The sequence below is a fragment of the Nonomuraea rosea genome (assembly GCF_039539705.1).
GTDB classification, from domain to species: domain Bacteria; phylum Actinomycetota; class Actinomycetes; order Streptosporangiales; family Streptosporangiaceae; genus Nonomuraea; species Nonomuraea rosea.
The window spans coordinates 433228-449941 of sequence record NZ_BAABDQ010000003.1 but is presented as its reverse complement, the minus strand read 5'-3'; the positions used below and the strand labels follow the sequence as shown (position 1 = coordinate 449941).

19 protein-coding genes are annotated in these 16714 nt (G+C 70.7%); 9 read left to right on the top strand and 10 right to left on the bottom strand.

The annotated features are described in order from the left end of the window. The first annotated feature begins 18 nt into the window (after nucleotides 1-18). Nucleotides 19-534, top strand: a complete 516-nt coding sequence (locus ABEA43_RS09585; protein ID WP_345560358.1) for a P-loop nucleotide/nucleoside kinase family protein — start codon at nucleotides 19-21, stop codon at nucleotides 532-534. Nucleotides 535-546: 12 nt separating this feature from the next. Here the strand turns inward: ABEA43_RS09585 and ABEA43_RS09580 are convergent, their stop codons facing one another. Further along, nucleotides 547-1326 (bottom strand): ABC transporter permease, encoded by a 780-nt coding sequence (locus ABEA43_RS09580; protein ID WP_345560356.1) that lies wholly within the window; start codon nucleotides 1324-1326, stop codon nucleotides 547-549. Next, nucleotides 1323-2036 (bottom strand): ABC transporter ATP-binding protein, encoded by a 714-nt coding sequence (locus ABEA43_RS09575; protein ID WP_345560354.1) that lies wholly within the window; start codon nucleotides 2034-2036, stop codon nucleotides 1323-1325. Before ABEA43_RS09575 ends, ABEA43_RS09580 begins: the two co-directional genes overlap by 4 nt. Nucleotides 2037-2244: 208 nt before the next feature. Here ABEA43_RS09575 and ABEA43_RS09570 point away from each other — a divergent pair, with 208 nt between their 5' ends. From ABEA43_RS09570 to ABEA43_RS09555, 4 genes are all read left to right on the top strand, one after another. Continuing rightward, nucleotides 2245-3387, top strand: coding sequence for a sensor histidine kinase (locus ABEA43_RS09570; protein WP_345560353.1), 1143 nt, complete (start codon nucleotides 2245-2247; stop codon nucleotides 3385-3387). 3 nt (nucleotides 3388-3390) lie between these two features. After that, nucleotides 3391-4038, top strand: a complete 648-nt coding sequence (locus ABEA43_RS09565; protein ID WP_345560352.1) for a response regulator — start codon at nucleotides 3391-3393, stop codon at nucleotides 4036-4038. A 151-nt stretch (nucleotides 4039-4189) separates the two neighbouring features. Beyond that, entirely contained in the window at nucleotides 4190-4810 is a 621-nt protein-coding gene (locus ABEA43_RS09560; protein WP_345560351.1) for a GNAT family N-acetyltransferase, read from the top strand. After that, entirely contained in the window at nucleotides 4804-5370 is a 567-nt protein-coding gene (locus ABEA43_RS09555; protein ID WP_345560349.1) for a TetR/AcrR family transcriptional regulator, read from the top strand. Before ABEA43_RS09560 ends, ABEA43_RS09555 begins: the two co-directional genes overlap by 7 nt. Nucleotides 5371-5430: 60 nt before the next feature. Here the strand turns inward: ABEA43_RS09555 and ABEA43_RS09550 are convergent, their stop codons facing one another. Next, on the bottom strand, nucleotides 5431-6333 hold the full coding sequence (locus ABEA43_RS09550) for a cytochrome b/b6 domain-containing protein (protein ID WP_345560347.1): 903 nt from the start codon (nucleotides 6331-6333) through the stop codon (nucleotides 5431-5433). Then, nucleotides 6317-6727: a hypothetical protein gene (locus ABEA43_RS09545; RefSeq protein ID WP_345560345.1), complete on the bottom strand. Its 411-nt coding sequence runs from the start codon at nucleotides 6725-6727 to the stop codon at nucleotides 6317-6319. Before ABEA43_RS09545 ends, ABEA43_RS09550 begins: the two co-directional genes overlap by 17 nt. 111 nt (nucleotides 6728-6838) lie before the next feature. On the opposite strand from ABEA43_RS09545, the gene ABEA43_RS09540 reads away from it, so the two are divergent. From ABEA43_RS09540 to ABEA43_RS09525, 4 genes are all read left to right on the top strand, one after another. Continuing rightward, a complete protein-coding gene (locus ABEA43_RS09540; protein WP_345560344.1) occupies nucleotides 6839-7342 on the top strand; it encodes an RNA polymerase sigma factor in 504 nt (167 codons plus the stop codon). Continuing rightward, nucleotides 7335-8006 (top strand): anti-sigma factor family protein, encoded by a 672-nt coding sequence (locus ABEA43_RS09535; RefSeq protein ID WP_345560342.1) that lies wholly within the window; start codon nucleotides 7335-7337, stop codon nucleotides 8004-8006. The genes ABEA43_RS09540 and ABEA43_RS09535 overlap by 8 nt, the downstream gene beginning before the upstream one ends. A 280-nt stretch (nucleotides 8007-8286) precedes the next feature. Continuing rightward, nucleotides 8287-8835: a hypothetical protein gene (locus ABEA43_RS09530; protein WP_345560340.1), complete on the top strand. Its 549-nt coding sequence runs from the start codon at nucleotides 8287-8289 to the stop codon at nucleotides 8833-8835. Between the two features lie 132 nt (nucleotides 8836-8967). Continuing rightward, nucleotides 8968-9600, top strand: a complete 633-nt coding sequence (locus ABEA43_RS09525; RefSeq protein WP_345560338.1) for an HAD family hydrolase — start codon at nucleotides 8968-8970, stop codon at nucleotides 9598-9600. Between the two features lie 388 nt (nucleotides 9601-9988). On the opposite strand, the gene ABEA43_RS09520 is transcribed toward ABEA43_RS09525, so the two are convergent. From ABEA43_RS09520 to ABEA43_RS09495, 6 genes are read right to left on the bottom strand one after another with little or no spacing between them, the layout of a single operon-like run. Then, nucleotides 9989-11278, bottom strand: a complete 1290-nt coding sequence (locus ABEA43_RS09520) for an ABC transporter substrate-binding protein (protein WP_345560336.1) — start codon at nucleotides 11276-11278, stop codon at nucleotides 9989-9991. A 12-nt stretch (nucleotides 11279-11290) separates the two neighbouring features. Further along, entirely contained in the window at nucleotides 11291-12457 is a 1167-nt protein-coding gene (locus ABEA43_RS09515) for a branched-chain amino acid ABC transporter permease (RefSeq protein ID WP_345560335.1), read from the bottom strand. Further along, complete coding sequence (locus tag ABEA43_RS09510; RefSeq protein ID WP_345560334.1) at nucleotides 12454-13341, bottom strand: branched-chain amino acid ABC transporter permease; 888 nt, start codon at nucleotides 13339-13341, stop codon at nucleotides 12454-12456. The genes ABEA43_RS09515 and ABEA43_RS09510 overlap by 4 nt, the downstream gene beginning before the upstream one ends. Continuing rightward, nucleotides 13338-15188: an AMP-dependent synthetase/ligase gene (locus tag ABEA43_RS09505; protein WP_345560333.1), complete on the bottom strand. Its 1851-nt coding sequence runs from the start codon at nucleotides 15186-15188 to the stop codon at nucleotides 13338-13340. The genes ABEA43_RS09510 and ABEA43_RS09505 overlap by 4 nt, the downstream gene beginning before the upstream one ends. Continuing rightward, nucleotides 15185-15949, bottom strand: a complete 765-nt coding sequence (locus ABEA43_RS09500; RefSeq protein WP_345560331.1) for an ABC transporter ATP-binding protein — start codon at nucleotides 15947-15949, stop codon at nucleotides 15185-15187. The genes ABEA43_RS09505 and ABEA43_RS09500 overlap by 4 nt, the downstream gene beginning before the upstream one ends. Continuing rightward, on the bottom strand, nucleotides 15937-16698 hold the full coding sequence (locus ABEA43_RS09495) for an ABC transporter ATP-binding protein (protein ID WP_345560330.1): 762 nt from the start codon (nucleotides 16696-16698) through the stop codon (nucleotides 15937-15939). The genes ABEA43_RS09500 and ABEA43_RS09495 overlap by 13 nt, the downstream gene beginning before the upstream one ends. Nucleotides 16699-16714 lie beyond the last annotated feature (16 nt).

Sequence of the window (16714 nt, the reverse complement as noted above, 5' to 3'; positions counted from 1 at the left end):
GCTGGTAGCGTGCCGGGCATGATCGTTTGGCTGAACGGCACTTTCGGCGCGGGCAAGACGACCACCTCGGGCGAGCTCGTCCGGCTTCTCCCCGGCGCGAGGATCTACGACACCGAAGAGGTCGGCTTCATGCTGAGGCGCCTGCGCTGCCTGCCGCCCGTCAAGGACTTCCAGGATTGGAAGCCCTGGCGCGGCCTGGTCGTGGAGACCGCCGTCCACCTGCTCGACCAGCTCGGCGGCACGCTCGTCGTCCCGCAGACGGTGCTGGTCGAGCAGTACTGGACGGAGATCCGTACCGGCCTGGAGAAGGCCGGCATCCGGCTGCACCACTTCGTCCTGGACAGCGACGAGGACACCCTCACCCACCGGATCGACACCGACAGCGTGGAAGCCGGAGCCCGCCAATGGCGGCTGGACCACCTTCCCCGCTATCGCGCGGCCCTGCCCTGGCTCAGCCGCGCGGCGACCGTCGTGACGACGTCCGGCGTCTCCCCCGCCCACGTCGCCGGGACCATCGCGGGCACCATCGCCTGACGCCAGCAGGCGTCAGGACACCTCCTTGCGCCGCACGCGCGCGACACCCACGGCCATGGGGATGGCGATCCAGACCAGGATGGACGTGGCGAGCCTGGCCACGTCGCCGCCGGACATGTCGCCGGCGCTCAGCGGATCGCTGGTCCTGTTGAGGTCGAGCCATCCGGCCAGCGTCTCGCCGACGGTGCCGGCCCTGCCCACGGCGCTCCAGATGGCCGTGTTCGACAGGAGTATGACGATCGCGGCGGGCGCGTTCAGCAGGAGCAGGCCCAGGGCGAGCCCCTGCGCGACCACGAGGACCATCGTCGCCGTCGAGCCCAGCAGGGCCAGGGGCTCGGCCCCCCACTCGGCCGGCGCGTCCTGGATCAGGGCGGCCACGCCGGTCGCCGGCACGGCCGCCACGACGGCGAACGCGCATCCCGCGACGCCCGCGGCCAGCGGCGGCAGGCACTTGGCGGCCAGCACCCGGCCGCGCCGCGGCTCCAGCGCGAACGTGGTCATCGCGGTGCGATGGCTCCACTCACCGGTGACGGTGAGGATGCCGAGCACCGGGAGCAAGGTGGCGAGGGGAAGTCCGGCCGTGCTGACCAGGGCGTCCAGGTCCGGCCCCGAGACGGCCGCGCGGGCGGCGAGAGCCCCGAGCATCAGGAAAACCATGATCACCGCGAGCACCCTGCCGCTCCGCGTGTCCACGAGCTTGCGCGCCTCGACCAGGGCCAGAGTGCGGAACGGCAGCCCACCCGGGCCCGTGAGCACCGCGGCTTCGTGACGTCCGGTGACGAGATCGCTCATGCCAGGCTCCGATCGGCGTGGGAGGTGAGTTCGATGAAGGTCTGTTCGAGGGTCCGGCCCCGGCTGAGCTCGGCGACACTGCCCTGGGCCAGCACCCGGCCGCGGCCGATCAGCACGATCCGGTCGGCGACCTGCTCCACCTCGTGCAGCTGGTGCGAGCTGAGCAGCACCGCGCAGCCGGCCTCGGCCAGGTTGCGCAGCAGCCCGCGCATCCAGTGGGCGCCCTGGGGGTCGAGGCCGTTGGCGGGCTCGTCCAGGATGACCGCCCGGGGCCGGCCGAGCAGGGCGTGCCCGATGCCGAGCCGCTGTTTCATGCCCAGCGAATAGCCGCCGACGGCCCGGCCGCCCTCCTTGCCGGTCAGTCCGACCAGGTCCAGGACCTCATCGACGCGCGATCCCGGCAGCCCGAGCATCATCGCGCCCAGGGTCAGCACCTCCCGCCCGGTGCGCCCCGGGTGCTGCGCGCCCGCGTCCAGCAGCGTGCCGACGTGAAAGCCCGGACGGTCCAGCTCCGCGTACGGACGCCCGAGCACGGTGGCGGAGCCCGACGTGGGGCGGGAGAGCCCGGTCAGGATGCGCAGGGCCGTCGATTTGCCCGCGCCGTTCGGCCCGAGGAACCCGGTGACGGTGCCCGCCTCGACGGTGAAGGACACGTCGTCGAGTGCCTTCACTCCTTTGTAGATCTTGCTGAGGTGGTGGAGTTCGATCACGGGATCCAGTCCAGCGCCTCGGGGTGCCGCCGTTCATCGGTCCCAGGTCGAGACCTGCCGTCCCCGAGGCGAGATCCGCCGGGCGCCGGGGTAGCCCGGGGACGACAGGCCGCATGGCCTTTTGTGCTGTTCATGTAGACCTGGGTCCAGGGGAGGACCGACCAGGGTCGCTGGATCCGCAGGTCGGAGGGTCCCTATGGTGGAAGGCGTGCACGAGTATCAGCCGCCCCTCGACCGGATGGCCGCCGCGTCGCGCTACCTGCTGGCCGCGCTGCCGCTGGCGCTCTACGGCGTCCTGCTGGTCACGCTCTCCGGCCGTGCCCCCGTCACGCCGGAAGCGATCACGGAGCTGCTGGCCGACATGGGGATCGGCGCGGCCGGGCTGGTCCTGCTGCGGTGGCGGCGCGACAAGCCCTGGCAGATCGCGCTGGCGACCGCCCTGCTGACCGTCGTCTCCACCACGGCGGCCGGACCCGCCCTGGTCGCGTACGTGTCCTTCGGCACGCACCGCGCCTGGCGCCGGCTGGTCCCGATCGCGGCCGTGCTCTGGACATGCCTGGTCGCGTCCACCCGGTGGCAGGGCACCGACCAGCTGACCATCGCGTACGCGGTCGGCTTCGCCTTCGTCATCGGCGGGCTGACCCTGTTCGCCTTCTACCTGCGCGGGCGCCGCGATCTGGCCGCCGCGCAGCGCGCCGCCGAGCTCAGCGCCTCGCTGCAACGGGTGGAGCGGGCCAAGCTGGCCGAACGGCTCAAGATCGCCCACGAGATGCACGACGTGCTCGCCCACCGGATCTCCCTGCTGGCGATGCTGGCCGGCGGCCTGGCCTACCGTACCGACCTGTCCGCCGGCGAGACCCGCGAGACCGCGCTGGCCATCCAGGAGAACGCGCACCAGTCGCTCAACGAGCTGCGCGCCGTCCTCGGGACGCTCAGGAACGACGGCGGCCGGCAGGCTCCGCAACCCACGCTGGGCCAGCTGGACGACCTGTTCGACGAGGTACGGGCGGCCGGGCAGCAGGTCGAGGTGGCCGACGCCATCGACGAGCGGGAGTCGCTGCCCGCGCAGACGGGGCGGCACGCGTACCGGATCGTGCAGGAGGCCCTGACGAACGCCCGCAAGCACGCGCCGCCCGGCAGCCGGGTGCGGGCCGAACTGGGCGGACGGCCCGGGCACGGGCTGCGGATCCGGGTGAGCAACCCGGCGCCGTTCGGGACGTCCGCGGGCCCCGGCGCGCGGCTGGGCCTGGTCGGCCTGGCCGAACGCACCCGGATGGCGGGCGGCACCCTCAGCCACGCCGTCCAGGACGGCCGCTTCGTGCTCGACGCCCGGCTGCCGTGGGAGGCTTGATCCGTGATCCGCGTGGTGATCGTCGACGACGACCCGATGGTCCGCACCGGGCTGCGCCTCATCCTGGGCGGCGAGCCCGACCTCGACATCGTCGGGGAGGCCGGCGACGGCCGGCAGGCCATGACCGTGATCCGCGACCTCGAGCCCGACGTCGTCCTGATGGACATCCGGATGCCCCATCAGGACGGCCTGACCACCACCGAGCTGCTCCTGAACCGCCGGGATCCGGCCCGGATCCTGGTGCTCACCACGTTCGACGCCGACGACATGGTCCTGCGCGCCCTGCGGCTCGGGGCCCACGGCTTCCTGCTGAAGGACACGCCGCCGCCGAAGATGATCGAGGCGGTCCGCGCCGTGGCGAAGGGCGAGCCGGTCCTGTCGCCGAGCGTCACCCAGCAGGTGATCACGGCCGCCACCGGCCGGTACGACCCGCGGCGGCCCGACGCCTCCAAGGAGCTGGCCCGGCTCACGGAGCGCGAGCGCGAGGTGGCGATCGAGGTGGCCAGGGGTCTGACCAACACGGAGATCGCCGCGACGCTGTCGGTGAGCGTGGCGACGGTGAAGGCCAACATCACCCGTATCTTCGCCAAGCTGGACACCGACAACCGGGTGCTCGTCGCCATGAAGGTCCGCGACGCCGGCCTCCTCTGACCCGGCCGCTCACCGGTGAGAACTCGCTTGACGCCCGAGTTTCGCGTCGGCGAGGATGATCGCCGTCCGGCCTGCCCTGCCTGCCGGGGACTCACCGCCTCCTGACGCGAACGTCCCGCGCGCCGGACACGATGAGACGAGATGAGGGTGGATGAGCTTCAAGCTCGACGGGCCGATCCTGGAAGGCGCCCTCGTACGCCTTGAGCCGCTGGACCACCGTCACGCGCGGGATCTCGCCGTGGCCGCGGAGGAGGATCGCAGCTCCTACCGGCTCACCTGGGTGCCCAGGGCGGACGAGGTCGTGCCGTACATCGACGCGCAGCTGGCCCGCGCGGCGGACGGGCGGCTCGCCCCATACGCCCAGGTGGCCAGGTCATCGGGGCGGGCGGTCGGAGCCACGGCGTTCTGGGACCCGCGCCTGTGGCCGGGAGAGGACCGGTTGTGCGCGGTCGAGATCGGCTTCACCTGGCTGGCGGCCTCGGCACAGGGCACGGGGCTGAACGCGGAGGCGAAACTGCTGATGTTCCGGCACGCGTTCGAGGTGTGGGACGCGGCCAGGGTCGACCTGAAAACGGACGCGCGCAACGAGCGGTCGCGCGCCGCGATCGAGGGGGCGGGGGCCCGGTTCGAGGGCGTTCTCCGCAGTTGGTCGCGGTCGTGGGCGCCGGGCGAGGACGGCCTGCTCCGGGACTCGGCGATGTTCTCGGTGGTGGCGGCGGAATGGCCGGAGTGCCGGGCGAGGCTGGAGCAGCGGGTGGCAAGCAGGTGCTGAACGCCGTCCGTGATCAGTTCTGGGACGCCGGTTACGCCGCGACCTCGCTGGAAGACCTGATGCGGGTCAGCGGCCTGGGCAAAGGCAGCCTGTATGCGGCGTTCGGCGACAAGCGCCAGCTCTTCCTCCGGGCGCTGCACAGCTACACCGACGACAGCCATGGCCATCTTCGGGAAGCCCTCGCCGAGGCTCCACGGGCCCTGGACGCACTACGCATGCTCCTCGAAGCACCGATCGGCGACCCGACCGGCACCGGCACGCGGCGTGGCTGCCTGATGGCCAACAGCACCTGCGAACTCGGTAACGCCGATCCGGAAGTCCTCGACCACGCCCACCGCACCTACGAGACGTCCACCGCGCTGATCGGTGACTGCGTCGCCCGCGCCCAACGCGAGGGCGACCTGCCGGCCGGAGCGGATCCGATCGCACTGGCGCGGGCCCTCCTGGCCGCGCAACAAGGAATCGTGTTCATGAGCCGGACCGGGCTGGACGCGGCCACACTCACTGCCACGGCACGATCGCTCGCGGCTCAACTCCTGCCGGACCACTCCTGCGACTGAACCGGCGGGCGCGAACGGACCGTCGGCACCTCTGAGGGACGAGACAGCCGGCAAGGACCGTCAGGGCGTGAGCCCTCGCCTCGCGTCGACGTCAGCCTTCTTTCCTAAGCGTGGGCGCCTTTGCGAATGTCGAGAGGTTGGTTGCGATGAGGTGTCAGCGTGGTCGTGCTTCGTCGAGGTCGGATCGCCAGCGGCGCTGAGTGCGGCCGTAGCGTTTGCCCGCAGGTTCGCCACCTCCGCGCGGCAGGCCGCGCACTGCCGCAGGTGTTCCTCGACCCTGGCCGTCTCGACGGGGTCGAGCGCGTTCAGCGAGACCGGCTCCTGTCTGGCGGCCCATCCCGGCCACAGCCGGAACGCCACCGACTTGTCCAAGCGGCCGCCGAGGTGCATGGAGCGCCAGGCCCCGCGATAGCCCGGCAGCACCCCGCACGCGACCGCGATGTGACCGGCGACAAGCACGGTGACGAGGTAGGTCGCCCAGATATGCACTTGTACGAGCACCGCGAACACCGGCCCCCCGTGCAGCCACGCCATCCCGGCCCCGCTGCCGATGAGCGCGAGCAGTCCGCCGGCCAGCGCCAGGTTCATCAGCCGTTGCCCGGGATCGAAGTGCCCGTCGTGGTGAGTGAACCGGCCAGTCAGCGTGGCGGCGGGCCAGCGGGCGAACCACCGCAGGTCCGTACGCCGGAACCGTACGGACTCCTTCACAAACGTCCCTACCGCGCGGCGCCCCAGTGCGAGCCCTGCCCCGGCGAGTACCACGAACGCCCAGCCCACCACGGTGTGGAGGGTGGTGTCATGCGTGCCGGTGATCCGCGCGAGCGGGCTGGGGCGGCCCTCCAGACCGGCGAGCAACCACCAGCCGGTGCCGAGCAACGTCAGCGTCATGAGGTAGACGCCTGCGTGGAACCACCTGGTCCGCCGGTTGTGGCGGCGAACCCAGTGGTCAGTACCCGCCGCCATAGTCCTGCTCCGGCGCGGGAGAGGTGCTGCCGCCCGATCCGGTGACGTTCACGGTGATCTCATCCGACGCGCCTGCCGATGAGTGGTCGGCGTGCTGCAGGGTGACGCTCACCGTGTGCCTGCCTGGGGGCAGCCCCGTGACCTGGAACGGCGACGCGTCGACCACGGTGTAGTCGTCGGCGTGACCGTCGGTGGATACGTGCACGTGGTTCTTGCCGGAGCCGGGCGGGCCGATCTCCTCGCTTGAGCCGAACTCGAGAGCGAACGCCGATCCGACGTTCGCGCCGTCGGCGGGGCCTTCGATGGTGACCGTCGGCGATCCCGCGGAGCCTGTGGCGGTGCCGCAGCCTGCGATCAGCAGGCCGCTTGCGGCTATGAGGAAAAAGCGTTTCATACGTGGTTGTACGGACGACGGCAGGACAACGGATTCACCTGAGGCCAAAACGGTGATCATCTCCGTAGAACGGGCATGTGGGCTCTTTCTGATGAGTCGCTCCTCGTCGGCATGGCTTCTGGCGACGCGCAGGCGGCCACCGCCCTGGTGCGCCGCTACCAGGCCAGGGTGTTCGGCCTGGCGCGGACGATCGTGCGCGAGCCGGCGCTGGCCGAGGAGGTGGCTCAGGAGGCGTTCGTCAGGGTGTGGCGGCACGCCGCGGCGTACGACTCGCGCCGCGGCGCGGTGTCGACCTGGCTGCTGACCATCACCCGCAATCTGGCCATCGACGCCTTACGCCTCAAACGGGAAGAGCCTGTCGACCCACAGGTGCTGCTCACCAAGCTCCTCGCCGTCGAACCAGCCGACGACGCGGCCCACGACGAGGAGTTCGTCCGTCAGGCTCTCAGCGGGCTGCCGGGGGAGCAGGCCAGAGCGATCGCGCTGGCCGTGTTCTATGGGATGTCGGGCCGGAACATCGCCGAGATCGAGGGCATACCTCTGGGCACTGCCAAAACCCGCCTGCGCAGAGGCATGGCGAGACTCCGCGACCAACTGGAGGTGAACGATGGCTGAGCCCGTCGGTTGCGGAGCGGCCCGCGAGGTGATCCCCGAACTGGCCACGGGCGCCCTGTCGGGTGAGGAGCGCGCCGCAGCGCTGCACCACCTCGGCGACTGCCCGGCCTGCCGCAGGGAACTGGAGGAGGCGGCCCGCGTGGTCGACGCCCTCACCGCGATCGCGCCCGCCGCGGAGCCGCCGCCCGCGTTCGAGTCCCGCGTGCTGGCCAGGATCTCCGAGAATCGCAGGCCCTCGCGGCTGCGCAGGCTGATCCCGTACGTGGTCACAGCCGTGGTGGTGGGCGTGGTAGCGAGCGGGACGGTCTGGAACGCCACCGAAGCGGACCGCCGGCTCGCGGCCGGCTACCAGGCCACACTGGAGGTGGCCAACGGGCGATACCTGAGGGCGGCCCGTCTCTATTTCGGCCGGGAGGTGGTCGGCGTCGTCTTCGCCTACCAGGGATCGCCAAGCTGGCTCGTGTTCACCATGCGGCAGGGGACAGGGCGATACCAGGCGGTGCTGGTCGAGACCGGCGGTGCCATGGTGGACCTGGGCCGATTCACCCTCTCCGAACAGCAGCAGTCGTGGAGCACCACCGTCGGGCAACCCATCGGGACGATCGCCGAAATCCACCTGCGGCACCCGGGCGCCCCGGACGTGGTCGCGAGGTTCCAGCACTGACCCACTGACGGCGTCGCGTCTCCAGCACGGCGGCGATCTCGGCCCGCAGGGCTTTCGCCGGCGGGCGCTCATCAGCGAGCGTCCGCCGGATCCGCCCCGCGACTTTCGCCTCGGCCACTTCGGGTGTCGGCATGACCGGCGCGCCGCGGGGCAGCGGTGGTGCCAAACATCTTAAAAACATGAATCCGAGTTGTCATGCCGGCCCGTACAACAAGGAGACGTGCGTCGTACGACTTCCAGCGATCACGATCCGCCAACCACACATGGGGAAGCAAAGAACATGATCACAGCGAGACGACTGACGACGCTGGGTGTGACGATTGTGGCCCTGCTCGGCTTCGGCGCGGTCCCGCCGGCCTCGGCATTCGCCCCCGTCAACAGCCCGGTCAGAGCCGCGGGCCCGATGACCTTCGCGCAGCAGCGCCCGGCCTTTTCCGCGGTGGCGCGCTGCTCCAACGAGTTCTCCGGCCGTGTGACCGCCGACCGTGGCACCGGCAGGGGCGGCGAGGCCCGCATCGACCGTATCTCCTTCGCCAACTGCGATTCCGGCCTGGCCGTGACACCCCGCGCCTTGCCCTGGGCACTCGCGCTCGATTCATCGCGCACGATCACGCTGCGCAACGTCGACATCGATGTCCGCACATCGCGGGGCACGTGCCGGTTCACCGGAGATCTGCTGAACGGCTTCTTCGACAACACCCTCGGCCTGTACAACATAAGCGGCGTGCTGCATCGCCGCAGCGCCGGCTGCGGTGTCGGAGACACGCTGGGCCTCGACACCGGCTTCCAGGAACTCATCCTGGTCAACGGCACGGGTTTGACGCTCTGACAGGATGGCCGACGCGGAGCTTGTCGCCTCACGTGGCAGCGGGCCTGCACCTTGTCAGCAAAATGCTCAACAGCTGTGGGACGCGCACCGCCCTCACCGGCTGCCCCAGAGACCTTCCCGTAGGCTCGAGCTGTGCTGACCTTCGCCTTCGACGTCGGCGAGACCATCATCCGCGACGACCGCTACTGGGCGTCCTGGGCGGACTGGCTGGACATCCCACGCCACACCCTCTCCGCAGTGGTCGGCGCCGTCGTCGCCCAAGGCAGGGACAACGCCGACGCCCTCCGCCTGCTCCGCCCTGGCATCGACCTCGACGCCGAGTACGCCGCACGGGAGGCGGCCGGGCGCGGAGAACGCATCGAGGAGGCCGACCTCTATCCCGACGTCCGGTCGGCGCTGCTCACGCTGCGTGCCGCCGGCCACCGCCTCGTGGTCGCCGGGAACCAGACGGCGCGCGCGGCCGAACTCCTGCGCGCCCTGCGCCTGCCCGTCGACGCGATCGCCACGTCCGGTGAGTGGGGCGTCGCCAAGCCGGACCCGCGTTTCTTCGCCCGCCTGGTCGAGTTCGCCGACGCGGTCCCGGACCGGATCGTGTACGTCGGCGATCACCCGGCCAACGATGTCGGCCCGGCCAAGGCCGCCGGGCTGCGTGCTGCTCACATACGCCGCGGTCCCTGGGGGCATCTCTGGGCCGATGAGCCGTCCGCCGCCGCAGCCGACTGGCGGTTGAACGGGCTGACCGAGCTCGCCGCCATCACCACATAAGGACGAGCCTGCTCATCATGGGAGCCGATGCGTCCTCGCATGCTCCTTCCGCCTGCTCATGCTCTGCTCGCGCGACGACGCATAGGTCCCGGCAGCGAAGTCCTCGCGCGCCGTCAGGCGCGCTCCAAGAAGGACGGCCCGAGCGTCAGCGAGGACCATTCGGGGCGGGAATCAGCAGGCCCACACTCCAGCAGGGCAACGGGTGGGCGAGCGGAGCGAGCGGGGTTGTCCGGGGGTCGAAGGGGGCGGAGCCCCCTGGGGGAAGCGCCCGGAGCCCCGGCTGCGCGAAGCGCCCCCTTGCGGAGGCCCGAGCGGTCGGGCCCCCGAAGCGGTCACGCCCCCTCCCGCGAAGCGGTTCTCGCGGAGGGTTCCTGACGTACCGACGCTTCTAGAGTTTGCTGAAGCAGGGTCCGTCGAAGGTGTACGACTGCGCCGTAGCCCCTGTGAAGAAGTCCTTCACGATGGTCACCCCGGTAGGCGCCTTGTCGTCCACCTTGTTGATCAGCGTCTGCCGGAACGTCGAGGTGTTCGGGTCGCCCGCGTAGTCGCCGGCCTCCGGAGGCAGCATGCCCTCGTAGTCCACCGTCTTGAGCGTCTTCACCGCCGCCGCCAGCCCCTTCCTGCTCACGTCCCCGCTCGCCACCATCGCGTCCAGGGCCGCCTTCATCGGGTACGCCCACGCCCATCCGGACGTGTAGCCGTCGTTCGGCGTCACGCCGGGCAGCGCGTCGCGCATCGCCTTGTGGCCCGGCGTGTCGGCGCCCCACGGCTTGCCCGGGGCCGACTGCTCGTACAGGGCCTTGAGCGCGGGCGCGGCCGGGGACTTGAGCAGGGCCGGGTTCCAGGTCGGGCCGGTGCCGATGAAGCGCCCCTTGTAGCCGGCCGCCGCCGCCTGGCCGATGATGGTCGCGGCGTCCGCCGGGCCTGTGGTGAGGATGACCAGGTCGGGCTTGTTCTTGGTGATCTCGGTGATGGCCCTGCCCTGCTCGGTGGCGCCGGACGGGGTCTCGACGTTGGTGAACTTCAGGCCGTTCTTCTCAGCCGCGATCTTGGCGCCGGCCGCCGCGTCCGCGCCGTAGTCGCCGGCCAGGTGGACGGCCATGACCGTCTTCGGCTTGTACGTGTCCATCGCGTAGTCCACGGAGTTCATGGCCTCGACGCAGTAGTTGGACCCGGTTTCGATCATCACGTCCTCGAACTCCCAGGCCGAGGTCCAGGAGGCGGGGGCGGCGACGATGCTGTTGGCCTTGAGGTCGCCGATGATGGCGGCGGTCGTGGGCGAGCCGAGCGTCTGGGCCAGGCCCAGCACCTGGTCCTTGATCTCGTTGTAGACCTGCCGGTGCACCTCCGGGTTGTACTTGTTGTCCTTGACGTACTTGGTGACGTCCACCTCGTACTTGCCGCCGATGCCGCCGGCCTTGTTGACGCGGGCCCAGAACGCCTTCTGCGCGTCGGTGATCGGCACGGCGAGCGCGGCGAAGGGGCCGGAGGTGAGGTCGGAGATGGTGCCGAGGTAGATGCAGCCCTTCTTGGTGTCGGCCGCGGAGGGGCACGGCTCGGTGGTGACGCCTGGAGCCTGGGCGCCGCCCTTGCTGCCCTCGTCGTCCCCCCGGAAGACGCCGCACGCGGACAGAAGGGCCACTATGGCGATAAATCCGACCGCATAGCGACTCTTCATGAAAAACCCCTTCTAGTACGAGAAAGGCCAGGATTTCCAGTAGTTGCGGATCCGAATCCACAGGCCGAACAGGCCCCGCGGCTCGAAAATGAGGAACAGCACGATCAACAGCCCGTACAGCACGGTCTCGACCTGGAACACGTTCGGCGTCTGCGTCGTGTCACCGCTCACGAACGGCACCAGCGACGGCAGCGACCTGGTCACCGGCTGCAGCAACGAGATGAACAGCGCCCCCGCGATCGACCCCGACACGGTGGCCGCGCCCCCGATCAGCACCATCGCGATGAACTGCACCGACAGCAGCAGGCTGAACGACCCGGGCTCCACGTATCCGGAGATCGTGTAGAGCAGCCCGCCCGCGCACCCCGCGTAGAAGGAGCTGACGCCGAACGCCAGGACCTTGTACCGGGTGAGCGGCACCCCGATGACCGCGGCCGCGATGTCCCGGTCGCGGATGGCGGCGAAGGCGCGGCCGATGCGCGAGCGCGCCAGGTTGCGCGCGGACACGGCGAAGACGATCAGCAGGACCAGCATGAGCACGTACAGCGTCTGCTCCCTGGTGCCGAGCGGCCCGTCCTGGTCGAGGCGCACGCCGAAGAGCTCGGGGATCGCCGCCTCGCGGCCCACCCCCGGCCCGCCGGTGAGCTCCTGCCACTCCTTGAAGACGTGCTCGCCGAGGAACACCAGCCCGAGCGTCACCACGGCCAGATAGAGGCCGCGCAGCCGGGTGGCCAGCGGCGCGACGAGCACCCCGGCCGCCGCGGCGACGAGCCCGGCCGCGGGCAGCCAGATCCAGATCTCGGGGATCCCGAAACCGATGTTCTTGCCGTCCACGGGTCCCGACAGGGCCGCGGCGGTGTAGGCGCCGATGGCCACGAAGAAGGCGTGGCCGAGGGAGACCTGCCCGGCGTACCCGGTGACGATGTTCAGGCCGATGGCGCCGATGGCCAGCACGTACGCCGCCGCCAGCACCTCCAGCGACCGGTCCTGCAGCAGCACCGCCAGCCCGAACGCGAGCAGCACGAGCAGCCCGGTCCACACCCGTTTCGCCCGGGTGTCGAGCAGCGCCATGTCCTGGGCGTAGGAGGTGTAGAGCAGCGGCCGGCCGCGCACCTTCCGAGACCGGCCGGTCGGTATGTCAGGAGCGGCCGAAGCCCCCGCGGATCGCGTCTCGGTCATACCCGCTCGACCTCCCGGGTCCCGAACAGCCCGTACGGCCTGACCAGCAGCACGATCAGCATCACCACGTACGGCGACACGACCGCGAAGTTCTGCCCCAGCCACGGGGCGAACTCCCCCTGGTACGACTGGAACAGCGACTCGACCACGCCCACGATCAGCCCGCCCGCCACGGCCCCGCCGAGCGAGTCGAGCCCGCCCACGATGATCGCCGGCAGCGCCTTCAACGCGATCACCCAGGTCATCTGCTCGATGCCCTGCCCGGTGCCGACGAACATCCCGGCCACCGCCGCCAGGAACCCGGCCAGCCCCCAGGACAGCGCGAACACCGTGCCGACCGACACCCCCTGGGCCAGGGCGATCTCCTGGTCGTAGGCCGCCGCCCGCATCGCGAGCCCGTACCTCGTGTAGCGGAAGAACGCGAACAGCAGCGCCACCAGCCCGGCCGTGACGAGCAGCATGGCCAGCCAGCGCTGCTGCACGACCAGCGGCCCGAGCGATACCTGCGTGAACCCCCAGGGGTCGCCGACCTGGCGGACGTCCCTGCCGATGAGCCCGTTCACCACCACCCGGACGACCACGTCGATGCCGAGCGTGATGATCGCCACGACGAAGACGGGCCGGCCGACCATGGGCCTGATCGCGACCCGCTCGATGCCCAGCGCCACCCCGGCGATGAGCAGCGCCGCCAGCAGCACGGCGGGGTAGAACCCGGTCACCTCGACCAGATAGCTCACCGCGACGGCCCCGGCCAGCATCAGGGCGGGTTGCGCGAAGCTGATCACCCGGGTGGCCTTGTAGATGATGACGAACCCGAGCGCGAGCAGCGCGTAGACCGAGCCGTTGCCCAGGCCCCTGATGACGGACTCGAGCAGCCCCTTCACCGCACGTACATCCCTTCGACCAGGTCCTCGAAGAGCTTGGCGATGGCGCTGCGCTTGACCTTCTGGGTGGCGGTCAGCTCGCCGTCCTCGTGGTCGAGCTCCTTGGGCAGGAACGCGAACCGCTTCACCTGCTCGGTCCGCGCGAACCGGCCGTTCACCTCCTCCACGATCTGCCTGACCAGCTCCCGCGTCTCCGGCTTCTCCGACAGATCGCGATACGTCGTGTAGGGCAGCCCGCGCCGCCGCGCCCACTCCCCCACCGTGTCCAGCTCGATCCCGATCAGCGCCACCAGGTACGGGCGCTGGTCGCCGATCACCACCGCTTCCTTCAGGTACGGCGACGCCTTCAGCGCGTTCTCGATCTCGCTGGGCGCGATGTTCTTGCCGCCCGCCGTGATGATGATGTCCTTCATCCTGTCGGTGATCCGCACGTGCGTGCCCTCGACGAACTCGCCCACGTCCCCGGTGTGCAGCCAGCCGTCCGCGTCGAGCACGTCGGCCGTGGCGCGCGGATTGCGCCAGTAACCGGCGAAGTTCCCCGGATGCCTCGTCATGATCTCGCCGGTGGCCTCGTCGATCTTCAGCTCGATGCCCGGGTGCGGCTCGCCGACCGTGCCGAGGCGCACCCGGCCGGGGCGGTTCGCGGTGGCGATCGCGGTGTTCTCGCTCATCCCGTACACCTCGTGCATGGGCACCCCGATCCCCATGTAGAACTTCAGCACGCCCGGCGCGATCGGCGCGGCCCCCGAGGCGGCGTACCTGACCCGCCGCATCCCCAGCCGCTCGCGCAGCGAGCGGTAGCAGAACACCCACCCGATCCCGTACGCCGCCCGCGTCCACGCCGTGTGCCGGCCGCCCGTGCGCACGAGCACGTCGCCGGCCCGGTCCGCCACCCGCAGCCAGAACCGGGTGACCGCCCGCTTGACCGGAGAGGCGGACTCCAGCTTGATGTCCACCTGGGCCAGCACCTTCTCCCAGATCCGCGGCACCCCGAACAGGATCGTCGGCTGCACCTCGCGCAGGCTGGCCTGGACGGTGTCGATGGACTCGGCGAAGTTCACCTGCACGCCGGCCGCCGCGTTGAACCACACGGTGAACGCCCGCTCGGCGACGTGGCACAGCGGCAGGTAGGACAGGACGAGGTCGCGCTCCGACGGCGGCGGCGAGGTGAACCCGCCGCCCAGGACCAGCGTGCGGACGGCGAACTCGACGTTCGCCACGGTGAGCATCACGCCCTTGGGCGGCCCGGTGGTGCCCGAGGTGTAGATGAGCGTCATCACGTCGTCCGGCGTGGCCTGGGCCATGAGCCGGTCCACCGGGCCGGGGCGCTCCGCGCGGTGCTCGGCCCCCAGCGCGAGCAGTTCGGGCCAGGACATCAGGACGTCGTCGTCGTAGCGGCCGCGGATGCCGCGCGGCTCCAGGTAGACGATGCGCCGCAGGCCGGGGCACTCGCCCAGGACCGCGAGCGCCTTGTCCACCTGCTCCTGGTCCTCGGCGATGAGGACCTTGGCCCCCGAGTCGGCCAGCAGGTAGGCGACCTCGGCGGGCGGGTTCGTGGGGTAGAGGCCGACCGTGATGGCCCGGACCGCGACCGTGCCCAGGTCGGCGTAGAGCCACTCGGGACGGTTCTCCGCGTGGACGGCGACCCGGTCGCCCGGCTCGACGCCCAGCGCGAGCAGGGCGTGCGCGACGAGCTCGACCTGCGTCCAGTACGCCGCCCAGGTGACCTCCTGCCAGATGCCGAAGTCCTTGTTCCGCATGGCGACGGCGTCGGGGGCGTTCCGCGCGCGCTCGCGGACCCGGGTGACGATGGTGGCCGTCATGAGCTGCCCTGTCACTGCGGTCATGCCGTCCCTCCCAGGTACGCCTCGATGACCTTGGGGTCCCGCTGCACCTCGGCCGGGCTGCCGAGCGCGACCGCGCGGCCGAAGTCGAGCACCAGCACCCGGTCGGCCAGGTCCATCACCAGCCCCATGTCGTGGTCGACCAGCACGACGGGGACGCTCAGCTCGTCGCGCACGTCCATCACGAACCTGGCCATGTCCTCGGTCTCCTCGACGTTCATGCCGGCCACGGGCTCGTCCAGCAGGAGCAGCCTGGGCTCCATGGCCAGCGCCCGGCCCAGCTCCACGCGCTTCTGGATCCCGTACGGGAGCAGCCGCACGGGATGGCGGCGCCAGGCTTCGAGCTCCAGGAAGTCGATGATCTCCTCGACCCTGGCGCGGGCGGCCAGCTCCTCGCGCCTGGCCCGGCCGTACCAGAGGAGCGCGGCCGGCGCGCCGTAGCGGAAGTGGTGGTGGCGGCCGAGCATGAGGTTGTCCAGGACGGTCAGGTTGTGGAACAGCTCGACGTTCTGGAACGTCCTGGCCAGCCCCATGGCCGCGATCTCGTACGGCCGCCTGGCCAGCAGGTCCTCGCCCAGGAACGTGACCCGGCCCCGGTCGGGCCGGTAGACGCCGGACAGCACGTTGAAGATCGAGGTCTTGCCCGCGCCGTTCGGCCCGATGATCGCCAGCAGCTCGGCCTGGCCCACCTCGAACGACACCCCGTCGACGGCCACGACGCCGGCGAAGCTCAGATGCACGTCCTCGAACGTCAGGAGAGCCATCGTTTCCTCCGCTTGTAGTGCTTGACGTCGCGGAAGGACCGGACGGCCCCCAGGTAGAACTCCTTGATGTCCTCGTCGGCGAGCAGCTCGCCGGCCGGCTTGTCCATGACGATCTTGCCGGTCTCCATGACGTAGCCGTGCGAGGCGATGGACAGGGCCATCGTGGCGTTCTGCTCGACCAGCAGGACCGTGGTGCCCTGCCGGTTGATCTCCACGATCAGGTCGCGCACCTGCCCGACCAGCGACGGCGCCAGGCCCAGGCTGGGCTCGTCGAGCAGCAGGTACGCCGGCCCCGCCATGAGGGCACGCCCGACCGCCAGCATCTGCTGCTCCCCGCCCGACAGATAGCCCGACACGCTCTTGCGCCGCTCCCGCAGCAGCGGGAACAGGCCGTAGACGCGCTCCAGGTGGGAGTCGCCGGCGGTGTGGCCGCCGACCCTGAGGTTCTCCTCGACGGTCAGCTCGGCCAGGATCCGCCGGCCCTCCATGACCTGGCTGACCCCCCGCCGTACGATCTGGGCGGGTTTGAGGTGGTGGATGGGCTTGCCTTCGAGCGTGACCGAGCCCTTGGTGATCTCGCCGTCGTGCACGTCGAGCAGCCCCGAGAGGGCGCGCAGCAGGGTGGACTTGCCCGCGCCGTTCGCGCCGAGCAGGGCCACGATCGAGCCGGGCGGGACCTTGAGGCTCACCCCGCGCAGCACGAGCATCACGTCGTCGTAGACGACCTCGAGGTTGCGTACCTCAAGCACGCGCGGCTCCTGGGAT

Excerpts from the sequence above, each read along its gene's own strand:
- ABEA43_RS09515 (WP_345560335.1), bottom strand. The coding sequence starts at position 12,457 with ATGACCGAGACGCGATCCGCGGGGGCTTCGGCCGCTCCTGACATACCG.
- ABEA43_RS09580 (WP_345560356.1), bottom strand. The coding sequence starts at position 1,326 with ATGAGCGATCTCGTCACCGGACGTCACGAAGCCGCGGTGCTCACGGGC.
- ABEA43_RS09560 (WP_345560351.1), top strand. The coding sequence starts at position 4,190 with ATGAGCTTCAAGCTCGACGGGCCGATCCTGGAAGGCGCCCTCGTACGC.
- ABEA43_RS09550 (WP_345560347.1), bottom strand. The coding sequence starts at position 6,333 with ATGGCGGCGGGTACTGACCACTGGGTTCGCCGCCACAACCGGCGGACC.
- ABEA43_RS09520 (WP_345560336.1), bottom strand. The coding sequence starts at position 11,278 with ATGAAGAGTCGCTATGCGGTCGGATTTATCGCCATAGTGGCCCTTCTG.
- ABEA43_RS09585 (WP_345560358.1), top strand. The coding sequence starts at position 19 with ATGATCGTTTGGCTGAACGGCACTTTCGGCGCGGGCAAGACGACCACC.
- ABEA43_RS09545 (WP_345560345.1), bottom strand. The coding sequence starts at position 6,727 with ATGAAACGCTTTTTCCTCATAGCCGCAAGCGGCCTGCTGATCGCAGGC.
- ABEA43_RS09540 (WP_345560344.1), top strand. The coding sequence starts at position 6,839 with ATGGCTTCTGGCGACGCGCAGGCGGCCACCGCCCTGGTGCGCCGCTAC.
- ABEA43_RS09535 (WP_345560342.1), top strand. The coding sequence starts at position 7,335 with ATGGCTGAGCCCGTCGGTTGCGGAGCGGCCCGCGAGGTGATCCCCGAA.
- ABEA43_RS09530 (WP_345560340.1), top strand. The coding sequence starts at position 8,287 with ATGATCACAGCGAGACGACTGACGACGCTGGGTGTGACGATTGTGGCC.
- ABEA43_RS09500 (WP_345560331.1), bottom strand. The coding sequence starts at position 15,949 with ATGGCTCTCCTGACGTTCGAGGACGTGCATCTGAGCTTCGCCGGCGTC.
- ABEA43_RS09505 (WP_345560333.1), bottom strand. The coding sequence starts at position 15,188 with ATGACCGCAGTGACAGGGCAGCTCATGACGGCCACCATCGTCACCCGG.